Raw genomic sequence first — 22,738 nt, 5'->3', positions numbered from 1 at the left:
GCGTCCCCTCACGGACCGGTTCCGGCGTGTCGCCGGTGATTACGTACGTGTCTAACGATCGGCGCCCAGGACAGGCACCAGCGCGGCGCCCAGGGCAGCCGGATCATGGCGGGGAGTGCCGTCGGTGACGGCGACGGAGGCGAGGACCAGGCGGGCACCAAGCGATTCTGCCGCACGTTCGACCGGTTCGGGGTCACCCACCGCTCTGGCATCGGCGAGCACGGTATCCACCTTGAGTTCGGGCAGATACCAGTGCAGGGCCGCGAGATGGTCGGCGACGGAGAGCCCGAGGGTCTCCTTCTCGGCGGCGAGGTTCAGCGTGACCAGCCGCCGCGCCGAGGTGGACACGATCGCGTCGGCCAACTGCGGCACCAGCAGGTGCGGGAGCACACTCGTGTACCAACTGCCCGGCCCGAAGATCAACCAGTCCGCCGCCATGATCGCCTCGATCGCCTCGGCGCAGGCCGCCGGGGCGGCGGGCGTCAGGCGCAGCGACTCGACCCGCCCGGTGGTGACGGCCACCTGGTGCTGGCCACGCACGGTGTGCACCTCGTCGGGGGCGGTCGGATCGACACCGCGGACCCGGGCCTCGATGCCGACCGGCTGACGGGACATCGGCAACACCCGGCCAACCGCGCCGAGCATCGCGCCGGCGTGCTCCAGAGCGGCCACCGGGTCGCCGAGCAACTCCATGAGGCCGCAGAGCACCAGGTTGCCCACCGCGTGCCCGGCCAGCCCGTCGCCGCGCGTCGCGCCGGGGCCGCCCGTACCCCCGCCGTCTGAACCCTGGTCCCGCGGCGCCGGGCCGTCGGCGCCCTGGTCCCGCGGCGCCGGGCCGTCGTGGTCGCGCGGGCCGGGGGCGTCCGCGCCCTGGTCGCGCGGGCTGGGGCGGTCGGTGTCGCGTGGGCCGGGGGCGTCGGTGGCAGCCGGGGCCGGGTCGGCTTCGCCGCCTGCGGGTACGCCGGCCGGCACGGCGGCGAAGCGGTGCTGGAACAGCCCGGCGCTGCGCCGGGTGGCCGGGTGGTCTCCGGCAAGCGCCACCAGTGCCTGGCGCAGGTCACCCGGCGGCAGGCCACCCCGCTCGGCACGCAGGCGGCCGCTGGACCCGCCGTCGTCGCCGACGGTGACCACGGCGGTGATGTCGAGGTCGAGTTCGGGTGCGCAGTGGCGCAGCGCCCGCAACGAGGCGGAGAGCCCGTGCCCACCGCCGAACGCCACCACCCGGCGGGCCGTCATTCGCGCCCCAGATCGCGGTGCTGGGCGTTGGCCGCCAGCCCGGAGTGCCGCAGGCGGGCGGCCAACTCCTCGGAGATGGCCACGCTGCGGTGCTTGCCGCCGGTGCAGCCCACGGCGACCGTCAGGTAGCGCTTACCCTCCCGCTCGAAGCCGGCCGTGGTGGCGTTGACCAGGTCGGCGTACGAGGCGACGAAGGCTTCCGCGCCCTCCTGACCCAGCACGTACGCGCTGACCGCCTCCTCCCGACCGGTGTGCTCGCGTAACTCCGGCACCCAGTACGGGTTCGGCAGGAACCGGGCGTCCAGCACGAAGTCGGCGTCCGGCGGCAGGCCGTACTTGAACCCGAACGACAGCACGGTGACCCGCAGCCGGCGGGCGTCCTCGCCGCCGAACAGCTCCTCGATGCGCCGACGGAGCTGGTTGACGTTGAGGTGGCTGGTGTCGATGATCACGTCGGCCTGGTCGCGCGCCTCTTCGAGCAGCCCACGCTCCACGGCGATGCCGTCGGCCAACCGCCCGTCGCCCTGCAACGGGTGCGAACGCCGAACGCTCTCGAACCGCCGGATCAACACCTCGTCGTCGGCGTCGACGAACACCACCCGGGGCGAGAACCCGCGCTCCTTGAGCTCCCGGATCGCCCCGGCCAGGTCGGTGGAGAAGGCCCGCGACCGCACGTCCAACACCATCGCGGTACGCCGAGCCGCGCCGCCCGCCTTGAACGCCAACTCCGCCATGTCCAGCATCAGTGCCTGCGGCAGGTTGTCGACGACGTAGTAGCCGACGTTCTCCAGGGCACGGGCCACCGTGCTGCGGCCACCCCCGGAAACGCCGGTGACCACCACGAGTGTGGTTTCCGACTCAGCCGCCGGCTGCCCGTCCCCCGCGGTCGGACCGTCGATCCGTCCGCCGCCCGCACGCGCCTCGCTCACCCGTACCCCCAAGCCGTGGCGCCGCGGCCCCCTCGGCCGCGTTTGGTCAATCAGCGACTCTATCCCGCCGCCCGGCCGACGGGCCGGCACCCGTCGCGGGTCGCGCTCCCGACAGTCGGCACTCTTGATGACGATCAGTAACTCTCAATACGCTCTTTGTGATCGTCGCAGGTCAGACCGACATCTGGGAGGGTGCGATGCACGACCTTGCGGACAAGAACAAATACATCGGCTTCCTGTTCATGCGGATCAGTCCGGAATACTTCGCCCTCGGCCGGGAGGGCATCCACGAGGTCTCCGCCGAACACGCGCGGGACCTGGGCCGCTTCGCCAAGCAGCTCACCCACGTGGTGACGACCGGGGTGAACGGCAAGTACGACCAGGTCACCATCGTCGAGGGCGACACCCTCGAGGAGATCAACGCGGCGGCCACCGCCTTCCGGATGGGTGCCAAGGCCCGCTACATCGAGATCGTCGACATCGTCGTCGGGATGAAGGCCCCGCCGCGAGGTCTGGCCAACCGGTCCAGCCAGCCCAGCTGACCGCGTCGCCCGTCCGGCACACCCGTCGCGCGGGTGCGCCGGACGGGTTCCCGGCCGACGCCTACAGAGCACCTTCCTGGACGCACAGCTCAACGAACTCAACCGCACTCAGGCGGACCTGCCCGCCCGGCAACCGCCGACCACCCGCGGCCGGCGACGCGGATCACGACAACCGTCAGCGGCGGTGCCGAAGGGCCTCGACCCGTTGGTGACCAAGCACGGCGAGGTAATCGTTCGGCTCATCAAGGCACGAGTCGACCTCGGCCGCCTCGACGATCTCCACCAGTCGGGCGGCCAACTCGTCGGGATCCGGCCGCACCTGCTCGCAGAGCTGCACGTGGACCGCCCGTAACGCGCCGCCGATCTCGGCCGGTTCTTCCTCGTACGTCTCCCAGGCGTCGTTGAGGTAGCCAGCGAGGCCGTCCCACGCACGGGCGGCCCGCTCGACCAGCAACAGCGCCTCCGGGGTCGGCGGCCGCTGGGCAAGCACCTCGATCTCCTCGACGATCGCCCGACCGGCCTTCTCGACATCGTGCAGATCCCAACGGCTACCGCTGGTCGCCTCGTGGGCCAGGTTGTCGATCGTCCGACGAAGGTCGGCCAGCTCGGCAGCGGAGAAAGGCGCGAGTTGGCCGGCCTGCGCGCGAAGCCGGTTTTCCAACACACGATCCGTGGCTGCCCACTCGGCGACCAACAGCGCCAGGCGTCGGGCGGGGATGCCGCTCGCGACTTCGGCCAACTCGGCGACCCTTGGGTCGACCGCCAGGGCCGACGGCGGGGCAGCCGCCGACGACCACGTGAAACCGTCGTCCAGGGCAGTGGCGGTGAGGGCCACGGCGTGGGCGCACAACTCCTCAGCGGCTGCGCAGTCACACTCGGCGGTGAAACCGTCGGCCGTGATGCCCACCCAGACTTCGAACGGAGGCTGCCCGGCCTCGCGGAACTCGCAGAAAACTCCACCACCGGCCGGCCTCGGCACCACCGGTTGATCAGATGCTCGAAGCTTGTCCGCTGCTGCACAGACCACAGGTCCGGCCGCGTCCCGGAGTGCGCTGATATCGATGCGTACCGCCATGGGGGCCATCCAACCGGATGGAGGTGATGCCGCCGGCATCAGGGCGCCGACGCCTTGCCGCAGGCGTCAGCCGAGCGGGCCGCGCCGCAGACCGGTCACGAACGACGACCAGGCGGTCGGATCGAAGATGAGCGCCGGCCCGCCCGGATCCTTGGAATCCCGCACGGCCAGCCGCCCACTCAACACCTCGCCCACCTCTACGCAATTCGAATCGTTGGCACCGCTTCGACTGCTCTTGCGCCAGGCAACCTGTGCCAGATCCGGGAGGGTCATCGCTAGCGCTCCTAGTAATCGGACTCAGTCCGGGAACTCGGCAGCAACCCGCGTAAGAAGGTCCGCAGACCGGTCAGGGTCGAACGCCTTGGCCCGAAGGTGGTCGAACATGAGTCTATAGCGGGCCACCTGTCGGTCCTCCTCCAGCAACAGCGCGCTGGTGTCGTTGCTGAGGTAGACCACCGCCGGATCAAGCATCGGGTCGGCGTAACCCAGCAGTGTGAAAGCTCCACCCATGGCCGCGTGCGCCCCTGCCGCGAACGGCATGACCTGTATCTCCACCGTGGGCATCTCACACGCCTCGACCAAGCGCGCAAGCTGCGCACGCATCACCGTCGGGCCACCAACCACCCGGCGCACGACCGCCTCATCCAACACGGCCCACAAGGACGGCGGCGCATCACGGGCCAACAGAGCTTTGCGCGCGAGTCTCGCCGCCACTACGCGATCGGTCTCGTCCTGGTCGGCGGTGCTGCGGCCCGCCTTGACGATCGCGCGGACGTACTCCTCCGTCTGCAACAGCCCGGGGACGTACAGACTCTCGAACGCGCTGATCGACGTGGCCTCCGCCTCGAAGCCGACGTAGTCGTCCGGCAACACGTCGCCGTAGGCGCTCCACCAGCCTTTCTGGCGAGACTGCCGAAGCAACCCGGTCAGCGACTCGCGCTCCTCTTCGGAGGCGTCGTAGAGGTCGAGCAGCGGAGGCAGGTCCTTCGGCATCACCCTGGAGTGCCCGAGTTCGAAGCGGATGACCTTGGTCCGATGCCACCCCAGGATCTTGGCCACCTCCTCGGCGGTGTGTCCGGTGCGGTCCCGCAGACGACGCAGCTCGCGCCGCAGACGACGAGCCCTGATCGTCGGACTTGGCACCTGTGACATCGGCAGCACCACCTCCACTGTGAGTAATCGATTCTTGCCCAGGAGCGACCACAGATCAAGCATCTAGCAAAGGAAAACACGACGTTGCATTTCCGTTCGCCGTGGTCCAGTCTCTTGGTAATCACTCACTACGGAGAGGCAGGGACTGGTGACTGACAACCGATCGTCGCGGTGGGAGCGGGAGCCGCGGCAGCACAACGGCTTCCAGGACGACCTGACCGCCGTACTCGACGGGGCCGACGTGTCCGAGCGGGTCCGGGCGGCCATCGCGCACGCGCTGGCGAAACCGGGCGCTCTGTCCGCGTACGCCAACTCTTTGGTCAGCCGCTACACGACGGAGCGCGAGCGGCGCTCGGGCCGCAACGGGCCGCCTGCCGGCGGGTTTCGGATGCCCCGGCGCTGGACGCTGCACCTGACCTACCTGGCGACCGACGTGGCGGAGGCCCGCGACCAGGCCGTCGTCTACACGGAGGGGCTGACGATCCTGCGGCCCGAGATGCCGGCGGGGGCCGCGCTGCTGTCCCGGGCCGACGCCTGGAACCACGTCGAGCCCGTCTTCTGCGGCCGGGTCGGTCCCGACAAGGAGGTCTGCATGGACGTCACCGGGCACCCTGGCTTCCACAGCGCGGCCGGCCTCGGCGGGCTCTGCTGGGGTGACGGGGATGGCGAGACGGGGCAGACGCGGTAGACGCGCCGGGCAGGTGTGCGGGCACTGCTGTCGGGGTCGGCTCGTAGACTCCGCGGATGGCTTCCCCCACCGACCTGCGCACCGAGGACGCTCTGCCGGTGCTGCGCCGGGTGTTCGGCTACGACGCCTTCCGCGGCTTCCAGCAGCAGGTGATCGACCATGTGGTCGCCGGTGGCGACGCCCTGGTGTTGATGCCCACCGGTGGCGGCAAGTCGTTGTGCTACCAGATCCCCGCCCTGGTCCGCGAGGGCGTCGCGGTCGTCGTGTCCCCACTGATCGCGCTCATGCAGGACCAGGTGGACGCCCTTACCGCGGTCGGCGTCCGCGCCGGCTTCCTCAACTCGACCCAGACCCTGGACGCCCGACGCCGGGTCGAGGCCGCCTTCGTCGCCGGCGAGCTGGACCTGCTCTACCTCGCCCCGGAGGCCCTCGGCGTCCGGTCCACCCTCGCCCTGCTGGACCGGGGTCGCATCTCCCTGTTCGCGATCGACGAGGCGCACTGCGTGTCCCAGTGGGGCCACGACTTCCGCCCCGACTACCTGGCGCTGTCGATGCTGCACGAACGGTGGCCGCAGGTCCCCCGGATCGCGCTCACCGCCACCGCGACGAGCGCCACCCGCACCGAGATCGCCACCCGCCTCAAACTCGACGACGCGCGGCACTTCGTGGCCAGCTTCGACCGGCCCAACATCCAGTACCGGATCGTGCCCAAGCGGGAGCCGCGCAAGCAACTTCTGGCACTGCTGCGCGACGAACACCCGGGCGACGCCGGCATCATCTACTGCCTGTCCCGGGCCTCGGTCGACAAGACCGCCGACTTCCTCGTCACCAACGGCATCGCCGCCCTGCCGTACCACGCCGGGTTGGACGCGGCGACCCGCGCCGCCAACCAGCAGCGCTTCCTGCGTGAGGACGGCCTCGTCATGGTCGCCACCATCGCCTTCGGCATGGGCATCGACAAGCCCGACGTCCGGTTCGTCGCCCACCTCGACCTGCCCAAGTCCGTCGAGGGCTACTACCAGGAAACCGGCCGCGCCGGCCGCGACGGCCTGCCGTCCACGGCCTGGCTGGCGTACGGGCTTCAGGACGTGGTCCAGCAACGCAAGATGATCGAGACGTCCGACGGCGACCTGGCCCACCGCCGCAACCTCGCCGCGCACCTGGACGCGATGCTCGCCCTGTGCGAGACGGTGCGCTGCCGCCGGGTCCAACTGCTCGAATACTTCGGCGAGACGACGACGGCCGCCTGCGGCAACTGCGACACCTGCCTCAACCCACCGGAGTCCTGGGACGGCACGGTCGCCGCCCAGAAGTTGCTGTCCGCCGTCTTCCGCCTCGACCGTGAACGCAACCAGCGGTTCGGCGCCGGGCACTGCATCGACATCCTGCTCGGCAAACAGACCGACAAGATCAGCCAGTACGGCCACGACTCCCTGACCGTCTTCGGCATCGGCTCCGAGCTGAGTGAGGCCGAGTGGCGGGGCGTGGTCCGGCAACTCCTCGCCGAGGGGCTGCTCGCCGTGGAGGGCGACTACGGCACGCTGGCCCTGACCGAGGCCAGCGCCGACGTCCTGGGTCGCCGCCGCACGGTCACGATGCGCCGCGAACCGGAGAAGCCCGCGTCGAGTCGTTCGTCGAAACCGCGCGGCGCGGCCACGGTGGTGGCCGAGCTGACGCCGGCCGCCGCGTCGCTCTTCGAGCGGCTACGCGGCTGGCGGGCCGCCACCGCCAAGGAGCAGGGCGTCCCGGCGTACGTGGTCTTCCACGACGCGACGCTGCGACAGATCGCCAGCGACGCGCCGAGCACGCTGGCCGACCTGTCCCGCGTCGGCGGGGTCGGCGAGAACAAGCTCGCCAAGTACGGCGAGCAGATCCTCGCCGTACTCGCCGACACCTGACCTGGACGTGCCGAAGGGCCGGGCCCCGTGGTGGGGTCCGGCCCTTCGGTGGTGCTTGTTGGTGCGGTGGTGCTTGTCGGTGTGGGTCAGCTGGTGGCGTAGCCGCGGGTGGCGATCCAGTCGGCGAGGTGCTCGACCGTGACCTCGTAGGATGCCTGGTTCGGGTCGGCGGAGTCGGCGATCTTCACGATGGTGCCGTTGTCGCGGTAGCCGACGACGCTGATGTAGTGCCCACCCTCGTAGGAGTGCGTCGTCCCAGCGGTGTCGGTGGTGGTGCCGGCGATGTTGGCGACCACGGCCCGGCCGTTGTCGACGGTGCGCACGATGTCGGCGCGCAGCGTGTCGGTCTGCTTCGTGTCGGCGTCGGGCTTGCTGATCTCGACGCTGTGGTAGGCGTCAGCCTTGCCGGTTTCCTTGTTCAGGACCGGGGTGATGTCGTTGATGCTGTTGGTGCCGGCCTCGGTGGTGCCCATCTCCTTGGCCATGTCGTCGACGTTGATGTTCTTGCCCTGGACGCTGAGGGCGTTTCGGGTGGCGGCGGGGCCGCAGTAGTAGAAGTTCGGCTGCGCCTCGTAGCGCACACCCAGCTGGCGCTCACCGTTGGGCTTGCGGTCGGTCTGCGTCTGCGAGGTCGCCTTGGCGGTGCTCGGCGCGGCGAACGCCGTGGTGACGGGTCCGGCGATAGCCCCACCGGTGAACGCGAGACCAGCGGCGGCCAGGACAGTCTTCCGCATCAGATCGGTACGCATGATGGCGTGCTCCTCTGCATCGGGGGTGTGCCCGCACGGCAGTCAACGGGGGGTGCGTGCCATGCGGGGAAGTTCGAGACAACGCCGGCGATCCACGGGGACCTGCTCGAAGCGTCGCGGGGGATGTAACGCCCCCCAGCGGCGAGGCATTCCACCGCACTGAACCCGGGGGGGAGCGGCCCTGCCCGTACTCGGTGGGCCGGGGGATGTAACGGTGGCGCCCCGGCGGATGTTCCCGAGGGGTCGCCGCACACCAGAGCCCGGGGGCTACGGCGGCATGCCAGGTATAACGACCCCGCCCGCCCCCCCATTCCACGGCCACGATGACCCCGACCACAGGACACTGCCGAACAAAACAGACAATCAACCCACTCGGCCGCCCCACGGCGGGGTCAAGTCGGCATGATCGACTCGGGTTTGCTGAAACCGCGGTGACCGAGCGCCGAGGACAGCCCGACTTCATGAAACACGAGTGGATCATGTCCACCTTCGCCGCTCGTTGGCCGCCCCCAGTCCGGACATACGACAACATTCCGCATGAACTGGTCGGTCACCTCCCCAGGCCGGGCGGACGACAGTCGGCATGAGCCGACAGCCGCCCCCGCCGGGCGGACGACGACAGTGCTCAGGTGGCGCTGGGCTTCGCCTCCGCGGTTTCGTCGGTCTTCATGTCCTTGTCGAGGGCGGTCAGGATCGCCTCGGCGGTACGTCGACCGACCCCGGGGACCTCGGTGATCTCCTCGACTGTCGCGGCGGAGAGTCGTTTGAGTGAGCCGAAGTGCCGCAGCAACGCCTTGCGCCGTACCTCGCCGAGGCCGGCCACGTGATCGAGTGCCGACTCGGTCATCCGCTTCGAGCGGCGCTGTCGATGGAAGGTGATGGCGAACCGGTGGGCCTCGTCGCGAACCCGTTGGAGCAGGTAGAGGCCCTCCGAGGTGCGCGGCAGGATGACCGGGAACTCGTCGTCCGGGAGCCAGACCTCCTCCAGCCGCTTGGCCAGACCGCACAGTGCCACATCGTCGATGCCCAGGTCGGCGAGGGCCTGCGCGGCGGCCGCGACCTGTGGGGCGCCGCCGTCGACGACCACCAACTGCGGGGGGTACGCGAACTTGCGCGGCCGGCCGGTGGTCGGATCGATCAGCACGCCGACCTGTGGCTCAACCGCGTCCTGCGGGGCGGCCGGGTCGTCGGCCGACTCCACACCGACCTCGCCCGTCTCGGCCCTCGCGTCCAGGTAGCGGGCGAAACGGCGGCGCAGCACCTCGGACATCGCGGAGAGGTCGTCGGTGGCGCCACGGACGATGAACCGCCGGTATTCGCTCTTGCGGGGCAACCCGTCCTCGAAGACCACCATGCTGGCCACCACGTCGGTGCCCTGGATCTGGGAGATGTCGAAGCACTCGATGCGCAGCGGCGAGGTGCGCATGTCCAGCGCCTCGCTGATTTCGTCAAGTGCCCTGCCCCGGGTGGTGAGGTCACCGGAACGCTTCAGTTTGTGCCGGGCCAGCGCGTCCTTGGCGTTGCGCTCGACCGTCTCCATCAGTGAGCGCTTGTCACCGCGCTGCGGCACCCGCAGTGACACCCGGCTGCCCCGATGGTTGGAGAGCCAGTCCGCCAGCGCCTCGGCGTCGGCGGGCAGCTCGGGCACCAGCAGCTCCCGGGGCACGTCGGTCTCGCCGTGCTCGCCGCCGTACACCTGGGTGCAGAAGTGGTGCACCAGGTCGCCGGTGGTCAGATCCTCGGTCTTCTCCACCACCCAGCCGCGCTGGCCGCGGACCCGGCCGTCACGAACGTGGAAGACCTGCACGGCCGCTTCGAGCGGGTCGTCGGCGAACGCGACCACGTCGGCGTCGGTGCCGTCGCCCAACACCACTGTCTGCTTCTCCATGGCACGGCGCAGGGCGGCCACGTCGTCGCGCAGCTTGGCGGCCCGCTCGAACTCCAGGTGCTCGCTCGCCTCGGTCATCTCACGCTCGATCTTGCGAACCATGGTGTCGGTGCGCCCGGCCATGAAGTCGCAGAACCCGTCCACGATGGCGCGGTGTTCGTCGGCGGAGACGGTGCCGACGCACGGTGCCGAGCACTTGCCGATGTAGCCGAGCAGGCAGGGACGACCAACCTGGCCGGCGCGTTTGAACACGCCGGCGGAGCACGTCCGGGCGGGGAACACCCGCAGCAGCAGGTCGAGGGTCTCCCGGATGGCCCAGGCGTGCGAGTACGGGCCGAAGTAGCGCACCCCCTTGCGCTTGGCGCCACGCATCACCTGCAGCCGTGGGTATTCCTCGTTGAGGGTGACGGCCAGATAGGGGTACGACTTGTCGTCGCGGTAGCGGACGTTGAACCGCGGGTCGTACTGCTTGATCCAGGTGAACTCCTGCTGGAGCGCCTCGACCTCGGTGCCGACGGTGATCCAGTCCACCGACTCGGCGGTGGTGACCATCTGGCGGGTGCGCTCGTGCAGGTTCCAGACGTCGCCGAAGTAGGAGTTGAGCCGGCTGCGCAGATTTCTCGCCTTGCCGACGTAGATCACCCGGCCGGTGCCGTCGCGGAAGCGGTAGACCCCCGGTAGCTCCGGGATGGTGCCGGGTGCGGGGCGGTAGGTCGAGGGGTCAGCCACACCAACAAGCCTAGTCCGCACCACCGACAGCCCGTAGCAGGCGCTAGATCCACTCGGTGCCCCGGAAAGTCGGGGTGTCGGCAGGCCGCGGACACCCCGACCACCCGGAACACGAGTCGATCATGTAGCGGGAGCGCTGGCCGCGCCCCCGGCCGGTCAGGCGAGCGAGATCTGGTCGCCGGTCACCTTGATGTTCTTGGGCGGCAGCGGCTTGGTGGCGGGGCCGGCCTTCACCGAGCCGTCGTCGATCGAGAACTTACTGCCGTGGCACGTGCAGTTGATGGTGCCGCCGTCGACGTTCGTCACCGGGCAGTTCTGGTGGGTGCAGATCGGGCTGAAGCCCTTGAACTGGCCGGCCACCGGCTGGGTGATGACGACACCCTCGGCGGCGAGGACCTTGCCGCCACCGACCGGGATGTCGGCGGTGGTGGCCAGGGACTGGGCACCCTGCCGGTCACCGCCGCCGGCGTCACCGCTGCTGGGAACCGCCGGGCCACCACTGGTGGGGGCCCCGCTGCCGTTGCCGTCGTCACTGCCGCAGGCAGCCAGGACGACGGCCGCGCCGACTGCCCCGACACCGGTGAGCAGGGTACGACGCGTGTGCGTCCCCGGACCGGTCAGCGCCTGATCGTCACTCATGCCTCGCCTCTCTCTAGCCCGCTGCGCCGGTCAAGACCCGGTCACACCTGTCCACACGGGCAACTGTGCCGGATGGTTCACCACCGCATGCGTGCGACCCCGAATTCGGACGCGGCGGCCCCTCCCGCCAGCCGCACGCCGCGATGCACACGCGCGACGGCGATCGTGGACCGCCGCAGCGCGACCCGACCGGACCGCACCCGCCCCGGACGAGCCCGGCCGGACCACCCACAGACCGCCCGCACGAGGCCGGCCGGACCACCCACAGACCGCCCGCACGAGGCCGGCCGGACCACCCACAGACCGCCCGCACGAGGCCGGCCGGACCACCGACAGACCGCCCCCGGAGGACCGCACGCACGAGGCCGGCCGGACCCGCCTCCCGAGGTCAGCGCGCGGCGGCGGGCACCTTACGGCTGGCCCGCGCCTTGGTGACGCCGTTGGCCTTGGCCGCCCGGGTGGTGGCGCCGGCCGCGCCCTTGGCCGCACCGTCGAGCTTGAGCACCTGGCGCAGGAACTGGCCGGTGTGGCTCTCGGTCACCTCGGCGACCTCCTCGGGGGTGCCGGTGGCGAGCACGGTGCCGCCCCGGTGACCGCCCTCCGGACCCATGTCGATCAGCCAGTCGGCCGTCTTGATCACGTCGAGGTTGTGCTCGATGGTGATCACCGTGTTGCCCTTGTCGACGAGACCTTCCAGCACCATCAGCAGCTTGCGGATGTCTTCGAAGTGCAGGCCGGTGGTCGGCTCGTCGAGCACGTAGACCGTCCGCCCGGTGGAGCGCTTCTGCAACTCGGAGGCGAGCTTGACCCGCTGCGCCTCACCGCCGGAGAGAGTCGGCGCGGGCTGACCGAGGCGGACGTAGCCGAGGCCGACGTCGACAAGGGTCTTCAGGTGCCGGTGGATGGCCGGGATGGCGGAGAAGAACTCGGCGGCCTCCTCGATCGGCATCTCCAGCACGTCCGAGACGGTCTTGCCCTTGTAGTGCACCTCCAGGGTCTCCCTGTTGTACCGGGCACCCTTGCAGACCTCGCAGGGGACGTACACGTCGGGCAGGAAGTTCATCTCGATCTTGATGGTGCCGTCGCCGGAGCACGCCTCGCAGCGCCCGCCCTTGACGTTGAACGAGAACCGACCCGGCCCGTACCCGCGCACCTTCGCCTCGGTGGTCTCCGCGAAGAGCTTGCGGACGTGGTCCCAGACCCCGGTGTACGTGGCTGGGTTGGAGCGCGGCGTCCGGCCGATCGGCGACTGGTCCACGCCGACGACCTTGTCCACGTGCTCCAGACCGGAGACCCGGGTGTGTCGACCGGGGACCAGTCGGGCGCCGTTGATCTGGTTGGCCAGCACCGCGTAGAGGATGTCGTTGACAAGCGTCGACTTGCCCGAGCCACTCACACCGGTGACGGCGATCAGCTGGCCCAGCGGGAACGGGACGGTCAGGTTGCGCAGGTTGTGCTCACGCGCGCCGTGCACCACCAACTCCCGGGCCGCGTCCTGCGGGCGGCGCGTCTTCGGCGTCGGGATCGACCGCTTTCCGGACAGGTACGCCCCGGTGATCGACTCCTTGTTCTTCAGCAGGGCGGGCACCGAGCCGCTGTGCACGATCTTGCCGCCGTGCTCGCCCGCGCCGGGCCCGATGTCGACGATCCAGTCGGCGGTGCGGATGGTGTCCTCGTCGTGCTCGACCACGATCAGCGTGTTGCCCAGGCCCCGCAGCCGGATCAGGGTCTCGATCAGCCGGTGGTTGTCGCGCTGGTGCAGCCCGATCGAGGGCTCGTCGAGCACGTAGAGAACGCCCACCAGGCCGGAGCCGATCTGGGTGGCCAGCCGGATGCGCTGCGCCTCACCGCCGGACAGGGTGCCGGCCGGCCGGTCCAGCGAGAGGTAGTCGAGGCCCACGTCGAGCAGGAACCGCAACCGGGCGTTGATCTCCTTGAGGACGCGCTCGGCGATCAGCTTCTGCCGGTCGGTCAGCTCGATGCCGGCGAGCAGGTCGGCGCACTCCCCCACGGACAGGTTGCAGACCTCGGCGATGCTCTTGCCGGCGAGGGTGACCGCGAGCACCTCGGGCTTGAGTCGGGCGCCGCCACAGGCCGCGCACGGCACGTCGCGCATGTAGCCCTCGTACTTGTCGCGGGACCACTCGGACTCGGTGTCGGAGTGCCGGCGCTCGATCCACTGCACCACGCCCTCGAAGCCGGTGTAGTAGGAGCGCTCGCGACCGTACTTGTTGCGGTAGCGCACGTGCACCTGGTCGTCGGAGCCGTGCAGGATCGTCTTCTGCGCCCGCGCCGGCAACGCCCGCCACGGGGTGTCCACGTCGAAGTGCTGGGCCTCGCCGAGCGCCTCCAGCAGGCGCAGGAAGTATTCCAGATTGTGCCCGGTCGCCCAGGGCTGGATGGCGCCCTCGCGCAGGCTGCGCTCCGGGTCGGGGACCAGCAGCTCCGGGTCGACCTCCTTCTTGGTGCCCAGGCCGGTGCACTCCGGGCAGGCGCCGTACGGCGCGTTGAAGGAGAAGACCCGGGGCTCCAGATCCTCGATGGCCAGCGGGTGGTCGTTGGGGCAGGCCAGGTGCTCGGAGTAGCGGCGCTCCCGGTCCGGGTCGTCCTCCGGGAGGTCGACGAAGTCGAGCAGCACCAGGCCGCTGGACAGGCCCAGGGCGGCCTCGACCGAGTCGGTCAGCCGCTGCTTGGCGCTCGCCTTGACGGTGAGGCGGTCGATCACCACCTCGATGGTGTGCTTCTCCTGCTTCTTGAGCTTCGGCGGCTCGGTCAGCGGGTGCACCACGCCGTCGACCCGGGCCCGGGCGTAGCCCTTGGCCTGCAACTCGGCGAAGAGGTCGACATACTCGCCCTTGCGGCCGCGAATGACCGGCGCGAGCACCATGAACTTGGTGCCCTCGGCCATCGCGAGGACCCGGTCGACGATCTGCTGGGGGCTCTGCCGGGAGATCCGCTCACCACAGACCGGGCAGTGCGGCTCGCCGATGCGGGCGTAGAGCAGGCGCAGGTAGTCGTAGACCTCGGTGATGGTGCCGACTGTCGAACGCGGGTTGCGCGAGGTGGACTTCTGGTCGATGGAGACGGCGGGGCTCAGGCCCTCGATGAAGTCGACGTCTGGCTTGTCCATCTGGCCGAGGAACTGCCGGGCGTACGACGAGAGCGACTCGACGTAGCGGCGTTGACCCTCGGCGAAGATCGTGTCGAAGGCCAGGCTCGACTTGCCCGACCCGGACAGCCCGGTGAACACGATGAGTGCGTCCCGGGGCAGGTCGAGACTGACGTCACGCAGATTGTGCTCGCGCGCGCCACGGATGATCAGTCGGTCGACCACGGTGCGTGTACTCCCGGGAGAAGACGAAGCGAAGGATCTGTCCCGCTCTGGGATGATCTGAGCGGTCGTGCGGGCGCGGAAAACACGCCTCGGCAACTCTAGCCCCGAGGTATGACAGTTTCCCGCGCCCGCACATTCCCCCAGCTCAGCCCGGTCGGCCGCCGGTCAGTACCCCCCGGGCGACGGGGGCCGGGCGGTCCGTCGCCGGGCCGAACGCCATCCGCCACGCCGCTCCGCCGCCACCCGCGCTTCCCGCCGTCGGCTCTCGTGGGACAGCTCCCCCTGTAGGCGTCGCCAGCTCTCCCACCGGCGGGTGGGGAGTTCGCCGGTCTGCAACGCCTCGCGGACCGCGCAGGCGGGCTCGCCGTCGTGGCCGCAGTCGGCGTACCGGCAGCCCTCGGCCAGCCCGGCGATGTCGGCGAACGCCCGGTCGAGCCCGACCGCGCCGTCCAGCAGGCCCACCGCGCGCACCCCGGGCGTGTCGATCACGGCACCGCCGCCGGGGATCGGTACGAGCGCCCGCCAGGTCGTGGTGTGCCGACCCTTGCCGTCGACGCGCCGGATCGCCTGTGTGGGCATCATCACCGCCCCGACCAGGGCGTTGACCAGACTCGACTTGCCTGCCCCGGACGGCCCGAGCAGGCCGAGCGTGCGGCCGGGGGCCACCTCGGCGCGCAGCGGGCCCAGCCCGACGCCGTGTTCGGCGCTGACCGGCAGCACCGGCACCCCCGGGGCGACCGCGGCGAGCTGGCGGGCCAGCGCGGCCGGGTCGGCCGCGAGGTCGGCCTTCGTCAGCACGACGAGCGGCCGGGCGCCGGACTCGTGGGCCAGCGAGAGCAACCGCTCGATGCGGCCGACGTCCGGCTCGGGGTGCACCGGCTCCACCACGGCGGCCGCGTCCAGGTTGGCGGCCAGCACCTGGCCGCTGGAGTCCTTGCCGGCGGTACGCCGGATCAACGCGCCCCGCCGCGGCAGCACCGCCTCCACGGTGACGCGGTGGTCCGGCCAGTGGGTGAGCAACACCCAGTCTCCGACGCAGGGCAACGCGGACGGGTCGCCGGCCGCGGTGGCCAGCACCGCCGGGCCCAGGCTGGCCCGGATCGGGCCGGCCGCCGTGAGCACCGTGCAGACCCCCCGGTCCACCCGGGCCACCCGGCCCGGCTGGTGCTCGCCGCGTCGCGCGGCGTACGTGGCCCGCTCGGCGTCCCAGCCGAGCGCGGTCAGATCGATCGTCATGGCATCCTCATCGGTGTCGAAGCAGGTGATGGCGGAACACGCGTGCCACGTCCGGCATGATCACCACCTCCGTCCGATGTCCCGGTGCCGCGTCTGCCGCTGACGGTAGGTCGCCCGCCGACGCGCCGAAAGCGATTTCCCCGGCGACGGCGCGGGCGGCGGACCGCTAGGGTCGACGGGTGACCACGGATCCGCTCCTACTGATGGGCGAGGTGGACGCGGCCACCAGCCGACTCCTGCGTACCGCAGCGTCTTTCGACGCCGCGGACCTGGCCGGCGCGTCGCTGCTGCCGGGCTGGACGCGCGGCCACGTGCTGGCGCACCTGGCGCGCAACGCCGACGGCTTCGTCAACCTGCTCACGGCGGCCCGCACCGGCGCGGCGCTGCCGATGTACGCCTCGCTTGAGGTCCGCAACGCGGACATCGAGACCGGCTCGGGTCGACCACCCGCCGAGCACCTGGACGACCTGCGGCGCACCGCGGACCTGTTCGCCGAGGCGGTCGCGGCGATGCCGGCCGAGGCGTGGGCGGCGACGGTGCAGGCGCGGATGGGCCCGTGGCCGGCCGCGCTGCTCGTCTGGGGTCGCCTGCGGGAGATCGAGGTGCACCACCTCGACCTCGCCGCCGGCTACGGCGCCGCCGACTGGTCGGCCACGTTCGCCCACCGGCTGCTGCGCGAGGCCGCCAGCCATCACGCCACCGGGCCCACGCCGCCGTCGATGGTGCTACGCGCGGACGGGAGCGAGCACGACGTGGTGCTCGGCGACCGTGCCGGCGCCCCGATCGTCGCCGGTCCCGTTTCCGACCTCGCCGCCTGGCTGATCGGCCGTGCCGACGGCAGCCCGCTCTCCGTCACGCCCGACGGTCCCCTGCCTACTCCACCGGAATGGATCTAGAAACGTCATGACTTACAGCGGAGACGTCACCCACGGCGGCGCGCCGGCGGTACGCGAGCTGGACGGGCTCACCATCAGCAAACTGTCGGTGGGCCCGATGGACAACAACGCCTACCTGCTGCGTTGCACGGGCACCGGCGACCAGGTGCTGATCGACGCCGCCAACGAGGCGCCCCGGCTGCTGGAGCTGATCGGCGACGGCGGGCTCACCGCCGTGGTGACGACCCACCAGCACATGGACCACTGGGTGGCGCTGGAGGAGGTGGTCGCCAAGACGGGCGCGCGGGCACTGGTGCACGCCGACGACGCGGACGGGCTGCCGATCGAGGCGGAGCGTCTCGCCGACGGCGACACGGTGCCGGTCGGCGACTGCGCGCTGGAGGTCATCCACATCAAGGGGCACACGCCGGGCTCGATCGCACTGCTCTACCGCGACCCGGCCGGCACCCCGCACCTCTTCACCGGCGACAGTCTTTTTCCGGGTGGCGTTGGCAACACGGACAAGGACCCGGAGCGCTTCGCCGCGCTGATCGACGACGTCGAGCACAAGCTGTTCGACAAACTCCCGGACGACACCTGGTTCTACCCCGGCCACGGCAAGGACAGCACCCTGGGAGCCGAGCGCCCCGCCCTCCCTCAGTGGAAAGCAAGAGGCTGGTAACCCCCACCCCACACACGAAGAACCAGACGCCGACCGAGAGCGCCCAAGATCAACACCCCAGGTGGGGCGCGGCACCACCGGACGAGCCGCAACCCCGACGGGGGCGGGGCCTGCCGTGCCCGGCGCAGGGATCAGTTCGCCCGCGACTGGGCATGATCGACTCGGTTTTCTTGAGATCGGGGTGTCCGGGCGTCCGGGATGCCCCGATTTTCATGAACGCGAGTGGATCATGCCCGGTGGGGGCGGTTCGGGGACGCCGGTGCCTGACCGCCCGGAGCCGGGCACGGCAGGCCCCGCCCCCCACCGCAACCGGCCCCACCGCAAGCCGGCCCCACACCGCAAGCCGGCCCCGCCCCACCCTCAGCCAGCGACGGCGAACAACCGCCGCCGCGCCCCCAGCAGCACGACGGAGGCCAGCGCCATCCCGACCCCCATGGTCACCAGCAGCGGGCTGGGGTCCCCCGGCAGCAGCCCGGCCAGCGATCGGGATGCGGTGCCCAGCGCGAGGTAGAGACCGGCCCAGGCGGCGGCGCCGAGCGCCGCGCAGCCGAGGAATCGACGGTACGACATCCGTAGCCCGCCGGCGGCCAGCGGCAGCAGCGCGTTGAACACGGGCAGGAACGGCGCGACGACCATCATCCGACCGCCGCCGCGACGCAGGATCCCCTCGGCCGCGGTCCAGCGCGTCTCGCCGATCCAGTCGCCGATCCGGCTGTGTCGCAACCGCTCGGAGTAACGGCGGCCGATCACGAAACTCAGCGACCAGCCGGCCAGACAGCCGATCAGCACCGCGGCGAAGGTCGCCAGCCCGGTGGTCGGGCGGCCCACCCCGACGGCAGCCAGGATCGCCACGTCGCCGGGGACCAGGACACCCAGCAGGGGTACGGCATCGAAGAGCATGACGAGCCCGAGCGCACCCATCAGTAGCAGGATGGGCAGGTCGCCGATCTGGGCCAGCCATTGCGTCATGTCACCCACGCTAGGGCCGTCGCACCACTGCGGACATCGGGTTTCAGCCCCCAGGGCCCCCTGGTATCGGCCTCGGGGTCGTCCCTGAGGTGGCATCCGCGCTCAGACGGGCCGCAGCACCCGCACCCGGCGTAACGACGAGTCCACCGAGGGTTCGGTGGTGGGTACCGGGTAGTCGGCCAGGACGGTCAGGCGGTCCGCTGGCAGGTGCCCCCGGTCGGGGTCACCGACCAACACGTCGGTGCCCCTGGCGGCGACCCTCTGGAGGAAGGGCAGCATCCGGTCGGCCATCGCGCGGTCGTAGAAGACGTCTCCGGCGACCACCAGGTCGGCCTCCGAGTCGGTGTCGTCGAGCAGGTCGTCCCCGAAGACGTCGACGGCGACCCGGTTGGCCCGGGCGTTGAGGGTGACGGCGGCGACGGCGTACGGGTCGATGTCGTTGGCGACCACTTCCGCGGCACCGGCCAGCGCGGCGGCGATGGCCACCAGCCCCGAGCCGGAGGCGAGGTCGAGCACCCGACGACCGGCGGCCAACTCCGGGTGGTCCAGGAGGTGGCGGGCCAGGGCCTGGCCTCCGGCCCAGGCGGACGCCCAGTACGGGGCTGGCAGGGGATGCCCGACGGCGGCCTCCATCCGGGCCCACCAGACGATCGCGTCCTCGGCCAGGTGCAGCCGCACCTCGGGAACGAACGGAGTGGGCACCAACCGGAGCCGGTCCAGGCCGTCGCCGGGCGCGTCGATCTCGCGCTCCAGCTCGGTCAGCGCGTCGGCTGCGGCACCCTTCATCGGCGCAAGCATGCCCCAGCGGCGGGTGGTAGGGGTGGGTTTCGCGCGCCGGCGCGCAGAGTTCACCCGACTTCACCCGAAGACCTACGGCACTTCGGCCAGCGGATCCGGGTTTTGCCCGTTACTGTCGGACAGGTACGGGCGATCATCGGCCAGAGGCCGAGGGTCAGCCGCTTTGAACAGGGAGAGATGCATGGCAACCGGCACGGTTAAGTGGTTCAACTCGGAAAAGGGCTTCGGTTTCATCGAGCAGGACGGTGGAGGGCCGGACGTGTTCGTCCACTACTCCGCCATCGCCTCGAGCGGCTACCGGGAGCTCAACGAGGGCCAGAAGGTCGAGTTCGAGGTGACCCAGGGGCAGAAGGGTCCGCAGGCGGACAACGTCCGCCCGATGTAGCTCCGTGCCGGTGACGGCGGCCGGTCTCCCGGCCGCCGTCGCAGCGCACTCAAGACGCCACCGGGGCGGCGGGCAGGTCCCGCCGCCTCCGGATCGGCCCGATCAACAGGATCAACGGGGTGAGCGCCAACCAGGCGGTCATCACGAATATCGCTGTCCCGGGGCCGTAGCGCGCGCCGAGGGCTCCGGCGAGCACGGCCGCGAGCGGGATCGTGCCGTAGTTGAGCAGATGCATGCTCACCGTCACCCGGCCGAGCAGGTGGTGCGGCGTGTAGGTCTGCCGGAAGGCACCCTTGACCACGTTGCCGATGGCCACGCCGAGGCCGATCAGCACCCCGCCGAGGGCCGGCCAGACCAGCCCGACGCCCGGTGCGGCGAGCGGGATGAGCAGGGCTGGCGGGCCGGTGAGCACCCCGGCGATCAGCACTGCCCGTGCGGTTCCGCAGCGGCGGCCCACCGTGGTGGCGAGCAGCGCCCCGATGATCCCTCCGGCGCTCATCACCGCGACCAACGCGCCCACCAGGCCCGGTTCGAGCCGAAGCTCCCGGACCAGGAAGACCACCAGGACGGCCTGGTAGCCGATCAGCCCGATGTTGCAGGCCGCGCCGAAGGCCGTCAGCACCCGCAGGTACGGGTCCCGGATGACGAAGCGCAGCCCCTCGGCGATGTCTCGGCGCAGTGTTCGGGACCGGTCGGCCCGGCGTGCGCGTGGTTCGACGATGCGGATCCGCAGCAGAAGGATCGCGGAGGCCAGAAACGTGAACGCGTCCAGCACCAGCGCGGCGACGGCGCCGGTGAGCTGGGCGATCAGGCCGGCGAGGCCGGGCCCGACGACGTAGCTGACGGTCTGGGTGGCGTGCAGCTTCGCGTTGCCCTCCGGCAGTTGCTCGGGTCGCAGCACCACCGGCAGGTACACCTGGTCGGCGGTCTCGAAGAAGACCCGCGCGGCGCCGGCGCTGAGGGCGACCACCAGCAGGTGCGCCACGGTCAGCCGGCCCAGCACGGCGGCCAGCGGCACGCTGAGGAACGCCAACGCGCAGAACAGGTCGCACACCACCATCACCGGCCGACGGGGCAGCCGGTCGACCCACGCGCCGGCCGGCAGGCCGATCAGCAGCCAGGGCAGCCAGGCGGCGGCGGTGAGCACCGCCACCTGGAAGGTGCCGGCGTCGAGCACGGCCACCGCGACAAGCGGCAGCGCGACGGTGGTGACGTTGCTGCCGACACTGCTGACGGCCTGACCGGCCCAGAGCAGCCGGAAGTCCCGATGCCGCAGCAGCCCGCCGGGCGGGCGGACCGGCCCCGGGTCGGTACGGGTGGCCGCGGTCACGGCCGGGCCGGAACGCCGTACGCGAACACGAACACGGGTTGGCGCTCGACCCCGTCGTCGGGAACAGCGCGCTCGCCCCACCGGGCCAGCAGGTCGATCATCTCGCGGCTCAGCTCGGCCAGTTCGTCGGGGGTGAGGTGCAACCACCTGTCGGTGGAGAACGGCCCGTCCCGCCAGGCGGCCTGCGCCGCGTCGTCGGCGGCGTGCCAGGCTCGGGCCAGGGCGACCTGCCGGTCCAGGTTGAGCGAGGTGGCGGCGTCGGCGACCGCTCGGGCGGCGGGGTCGGCGTCGAAGTCGGTGTTGGACCAGCGCACCCCTCGGGCGACCAGTCGCCACCACCGCTCGCGCCGGTCGCGAGCCAGCTCGGGAGCCTCGGTGACCAGGTCCGCGGCGGCGAGGACCTTGAGGTGGTGGCTGATGTTCGCCGGCGCCTGGCCGGTGCGCTCGGCGAGCAGGCCGACGGTCGAGGGCCCGTGCACCTTGAGCATGTCCATCAGCCGGCGGCGCAGCGGGTGGGCCATGGCGGCCAGCACCCGCGCGTCGGTGACCTGACGCACATCGGAGTTGTCCATGGCTCCACCATCACATCCGCAAGGAATGTTGCGCAACAGGTATTGCGCAACTCCTCTTGCGGATGAGGAGCGCGGAGAGGGGCGACCCGGCGGCTACGGGCCGCCCCTCCGCTCAGGCGACCAGCCGGCGGGACAGCTCGTCGGCCACCTGCTTGGCGATGGTGGGCGGAATGGCCGCGGCGATCTCCTCCGGCGTGAGCCCGGCCAGGACGCCCTCGATGATCGCCGCCTCGTCGGTGAAGTCCTTCCCGGCCAGTGCGTTGAGCGTGGCCTGCAGAGCGGTGAGCTGCTTCGTCATCGCCTGCAGGTTCCAGTTGCCGGTCACCGGCGCGCCGGTGTCGTCCCGACCCTCCGCCATCCGGGTGTAGATCTGTCCGATCGGGTAGCGGCCGTCCAGCACGGTGAGGTTCTTGTGGACGGTGGCCAGCCAGTTGTGCTCTTCGGGGGTCATGTCGTCGTCCTCCAGGAGTCCGATGGAGCTGAGATAGCGGCGGAACAACGGCCGTTGGTCGCGGCCGGCCTTGATGGCGTCACGAAAGAAGCTGAAGTGGGTGTGCCAGCGGTGCGAGCTGTCGCCGCTGCTGCGTTTGCCGAGGCGGTCCCACCGCTTCACCGTGCTGCCGTCGGGGCTGTAGATGATCTCGCGGAGGTCCCGGGTGTCGGCCGCGTTCGCGACGCACTGGGCCACGCACCAGACCGAGAAGCTGGCCATGGTGTGGGTCCGACCGCCGGAGCGGACCTCGAACTGGCCGACGTCCAACGCCGCCGCGTCCAGGGTCAGTCCGGCCCGGTCCCGGGGTGACTCGACCACCGAGTAGTCGCCTTCGACCACCCGGTCCGAGCCGCAGTGGTAGCCGCCGCGGTGGGCCGGGTCGCCGACGATGCCGACCTCGTCCGGCTCCAGGTCGGCGGCGCGGACGGTGTTCGGGTCGACGTTCAGATGAGTGAGAAGAAGGCTTCGGACGGCCAACAGGTTTGCCGGGGCCCGCGTCATGGGGTCCCCCTCTCAGGTGGGGCGGGGACCGGGTACGA

General features: G+C 71.0%; 21 protein-coding genes. 6 read left to right on the top strand and 15 right to left on the bottom strand.

Annotated elements, in window-relative coordinates:
• Positions 1 to 51: 51 nt before the first annotated feature.
• Together ACGFIW_RS22720 and rapZ are read right to left on the bottom strand one after the other, a co-directional pair.
• A complete protein-coding gene (locus ACGFIW_RS22720) occupies positions 52 to 1,236 on the bottom strand; it encodes a 2-phospho-L-lactate transferase CofD family protein (RefSeq protein ID WP_393318976.1) in 1,185 nt (394 codons plus the stop codon).
• A complete protein-coding gene (gene rapZ, locus ACGFIW_RS22715; RefSeq protein WP_393319429.1) occupies positions 1,233 to 2,135 on the bottom strand; it encodes an RNase adapter RapZ in 903 nt (300 codons plus the stop codon). Before rapZ ends, ACGFIW_RS22720 begins: the two co-directional genes overlap by 4 nt.
• A 227-nt stretch (positions 2,136 to 2,362) precedes the next feature.
• Here rapZ and ACGFIW_RS22710 point away from each other — a divergent pair, with 227 nt between their 5' ends.
• On the top strand, positions 2,363 to 2,707 hold the full coding sequence (locus ACGFIW_RS22710; RefSeq protein WP_357379117.1) for a hypothetical protein: 345 nt from the start codon (positions 2,363 to 2,365) through the stop codon (positions 2,705 to 2,707).
• A gap of 175 nt (positions 2,708 to 2,882) precedes the next feature.
• On the opposite strand, the gene ACGFIW_RS22705 is transcribed toward ACGFIW_RS22710, so the two are convergent.
• The 3 genes from ACGFIW_RS22705 to ACGFIW_RS22695 form a co-directional block, all read right to left on the bottom strand.
• The gene (locus tag ACGFIW_RS22705) at positions 2,883 to 3,689 is read right to left on the bottom strand and encodes a hypothetical protein (protein ID WP_393318973.1); all 807 of its coding nucleotides are present in this window, start codon (positions 3,687 to 3,689) and stop codon (positions 2,883 to 2,885) included.
• 159 nt (positions 3,690 to 3,848) lie between these two features.
• Positions 3,849 to 4,055 (bottom strand): DUF397 domain-containing protein, encoded by a 207-nt coding sequence (locus ACGFIW_RS22700; protein WP_393318970.1) that lies wholly within the window; start codon positions 4,053 to 4,055, stop codon positions 3,849 to 3,851.
• 24 nt (positions 4,056 to 4,079) lie between these two features.
• Positions 4,080 to 4,934, bottom strand: coding sequence for a DUF5753 domain-containing protein (locus ACGFIW_RS22695; RefSeq protein ID WP_393319427.1), 855 nt, complete (start codon positions 4,932 to 4,934; stop codon positions 4,080 to 4,082).
• Between the two features lie 148 nt (positions 4,935 to 5,082).
• Between ACGFIW_RS22695 and ACGFIW_RS22690 the strand changes: the two genes are divergently transcribed.
• Positions 5,083 to 5,622, top strand: a complete 540-nt coding sequence (locus ACGFIW_RS22690) for a hypothetical protein (protein WP_393318968.1) — start codon at positions 5,083 to 5,085, stop codon at positions 5,620 to 5,622.
• 56 nt (positions 5,623 to 5,678) lie between these two features.
• The gene (gene recQ, locus ACGFIW_RS22685) at positions 5,679 to 7,520 is read left to right on the top strand and encodes a DNA helicase RecQ (protein WP_393318965.1); all 1,842 of its coding nucleotides are present in this window, start codon (positions 5,679 to 5,681) and stop codon (positions 7,518 to 7,520) included.
• Between the two features lie 86 nt (positions 7,521 to 7,606).
• Here the strand turns inward: recQ and ACGFIW_RS22680 are convergent, their stop codons facing one another.
• From ACGFIW_RS22680 to rsgA, 5 genes are all read right to left on the bottom strand, one after another.
• Positions 7,607 to 8,269, bottom strand: a complete 663-nt coding sequence (locus tag ACGFIW_RS22680) for a C39 family peptidase (protein ID WP_393318962.1) — start codon at positions 8,267 to 8,269, stop codon at positions 7,607 to 7,609.
• A gap of 625 nt (positions 8,270 to 8,894) precedes the next feature.
• On the bottom strand, positions 8,895 to 10,886 hold the full coding sequence (gene uvrC / locus ACGFIW_RS22675) for an excinuclease ABC subunit UvrC (protein WP_393318959.1): 1,992 nt from the start codon (positions 10,884 to 10,886) through the stop codon (positions 8,895 to 8,897).
• Positions 10,887 to 11,042: 156 nt separating this feature from the next.
• A complete protein-coding gene (locus ACGFIW_RS22670; protein ID WP_393318956.1) occupies positions 11,043 to 11,525 on the bottom strand; it encodes a Rieske (2Fe-2S) protein in 483 nt (160 codons plus the stop codon).
• 388 nt (positions 11,526 to 11,913) lie between these two features.
• Positions 11,914 to 14,859: an excinuclease ABC subunit UvrA gene (uvrA, locus tag ACGFIW_RS22665; protein ID WP_393318953.1), complete on the bottom strand. Its 2,946-nt coding sequence runs from the start codon at positions 14,857 to 14,859 to the stop codon at positions 11,914 to 11,916.
• A gap of 165 nt (positions 14,860 to 15,024) precedes the next feature.
• Positions 15,025 to 16,095 (bottom strand): ribosome small subunit-dependent GTPase A, encoded by a 1,071-nt coding sequence (gene rsgA, locus ACGFIW_RS22660; protein WP_393318950.1) that lies wholly within the window; start codon positions 16,093 to 16,095, stop codon positions 15,025 to 15,027.
• Positions 16,096 to 16,274: 179 nt separating this feature from the next.
• Between rsgA and ACGFIW_RS22655 the strand changes: the two genes are divergently transcribed.
• Entirely contained in the window at positions 16,275 to 16,991 is a 717-nt protein-coding gene (locus tag ACGFIW_RS22655; protein WP_393318947.1) for a maleylpyruvate isomerase family mycothiol-dependent enzyme, read from the top strand.
• 7 nt (positions 16,992 to 16,998) lie between these two features.
• Complete coding sequence (locus tag ACGFIW_RS22650; protein ID WP_393318944.1) at positions 16,999 to 17,652, top strand: MBL fold metallo-hydrolase; 654 nt, start codon at positions 16,999 to 17,001, stop codon at positions 17,650 to 17,652.
• A 360-nt stretch (positions 17,653 to 18,012) separates the two neighbouring features.
• Here ACGFIW_RS22650 and ACGFIW_RS22645 read toward each other — a convergent pair whose 3' ends face one another.
• Together ACGFIW_RS22645 and ACGFIW_RS22640 are read right to left on the bottom strand one after the other, a co-directional pair.
• Positions 18,013 to 18,621: a DedA family protein gene (locus ACGFIW_RS22645; protein ID WP_393318941.1), complete on the bottom strand. Its 609-nt coding sequence runs from the start codon at positions 18,619 to 18,621 to the stop codon at positions 18,013 to 18,015.
• A 102-nt stretch (positions 18,622 to 18,723) separates the two neighbouring features.
• Positions 18,724 to 19,407, bottom strand: coding sequence for a class I SAM-dependent methyltransferase (locus tag ACGFIW_RS22640; RefSeq protein WP_393318938.1), 684 nt, complete (start codon positions 19,405 to 19,407; stop codon positions 18,724 to 18,726).
• Positions 19,408 to 19,600: 193 nt separating this feature from the next.
• Here ACGFIW_RS22640 and ACGFIW_RS22635 point away from each other — a divergent pair, with 193 nt between their 5' ends.
• A complete protein-coding gene (locus ACGFIW_RS22635; protein WP_007462771.1) occupies positions 19,601 to 19,804 on the top strand; it encodes a cold-shock protein in 204 nt (67 codons plus the stop codon).
• 49 nt (positions 19,805 to 19,853) lie between these two features.
• Here the strand turns inward: ACGFIW_RS22635 and ACGFIW_RS22630 are convergent, their stop codons facing one another.
• The 3 genes from ACGFIW_RS22630 to ACGFIW_RS22620 form a co-directional block, all read right to left on the bottom strand.
• Positions 19,854 to 21,134, bottom strand: a complete 1,281-nt coding sequence (locus ACGFIW_RS22630) for an MFS transporter (RefSeq protein ID WP_393318935.1) — start codon at positions 21,132 to 21,134, stop codon at positions 19,854 to 19,856.
• Positions 21,131 to 21,706 (bottom strand): ArsR/SmtB family transcription factor, encoded by a 576-nt coding sequence (locus ACGFIW_RS22625; RefSeq protein WP_393318932.1) that lies wholly within the window; start codon positions 21,704 to 21,706, stop codon positions 21,131 to 21,133. The genes ACGFIW_RS22630 and ACGFIW_RS22625 overlap by 4 nt, the downstream gene beginning before the upstream one ends.
• Positions 21,707 to 21,818: 112 nt before the next feature.
• A complete protein-coding gene (locus ACGFIW_RS22620) occupies positions 21,819 to 22,700 on the bottom strand; it encodes a hypothetical protein (protein ID WP_393318929.1) in 882 nt (293 codons plus the stop codon).
• Between the last annotated feature and the right edge of the window lie 38 nt (positions 22,701 to 22,738).

Origin of the sequence: Micromonospora sp. NPDC048935, from assembly GCF_043197875.1 — a bacterium.
In the GTDB taxonomy this organism is placed as follows: Bacteria; Actinomycetota; Actinomycetes; order Mycobacteriales; family Micromonosporaceae; genus Micromonospora.
Note: the sequence above shows the minus strand (reverse complement) of the source record. Positions and strands in the feature narration are given on the sequence as shown.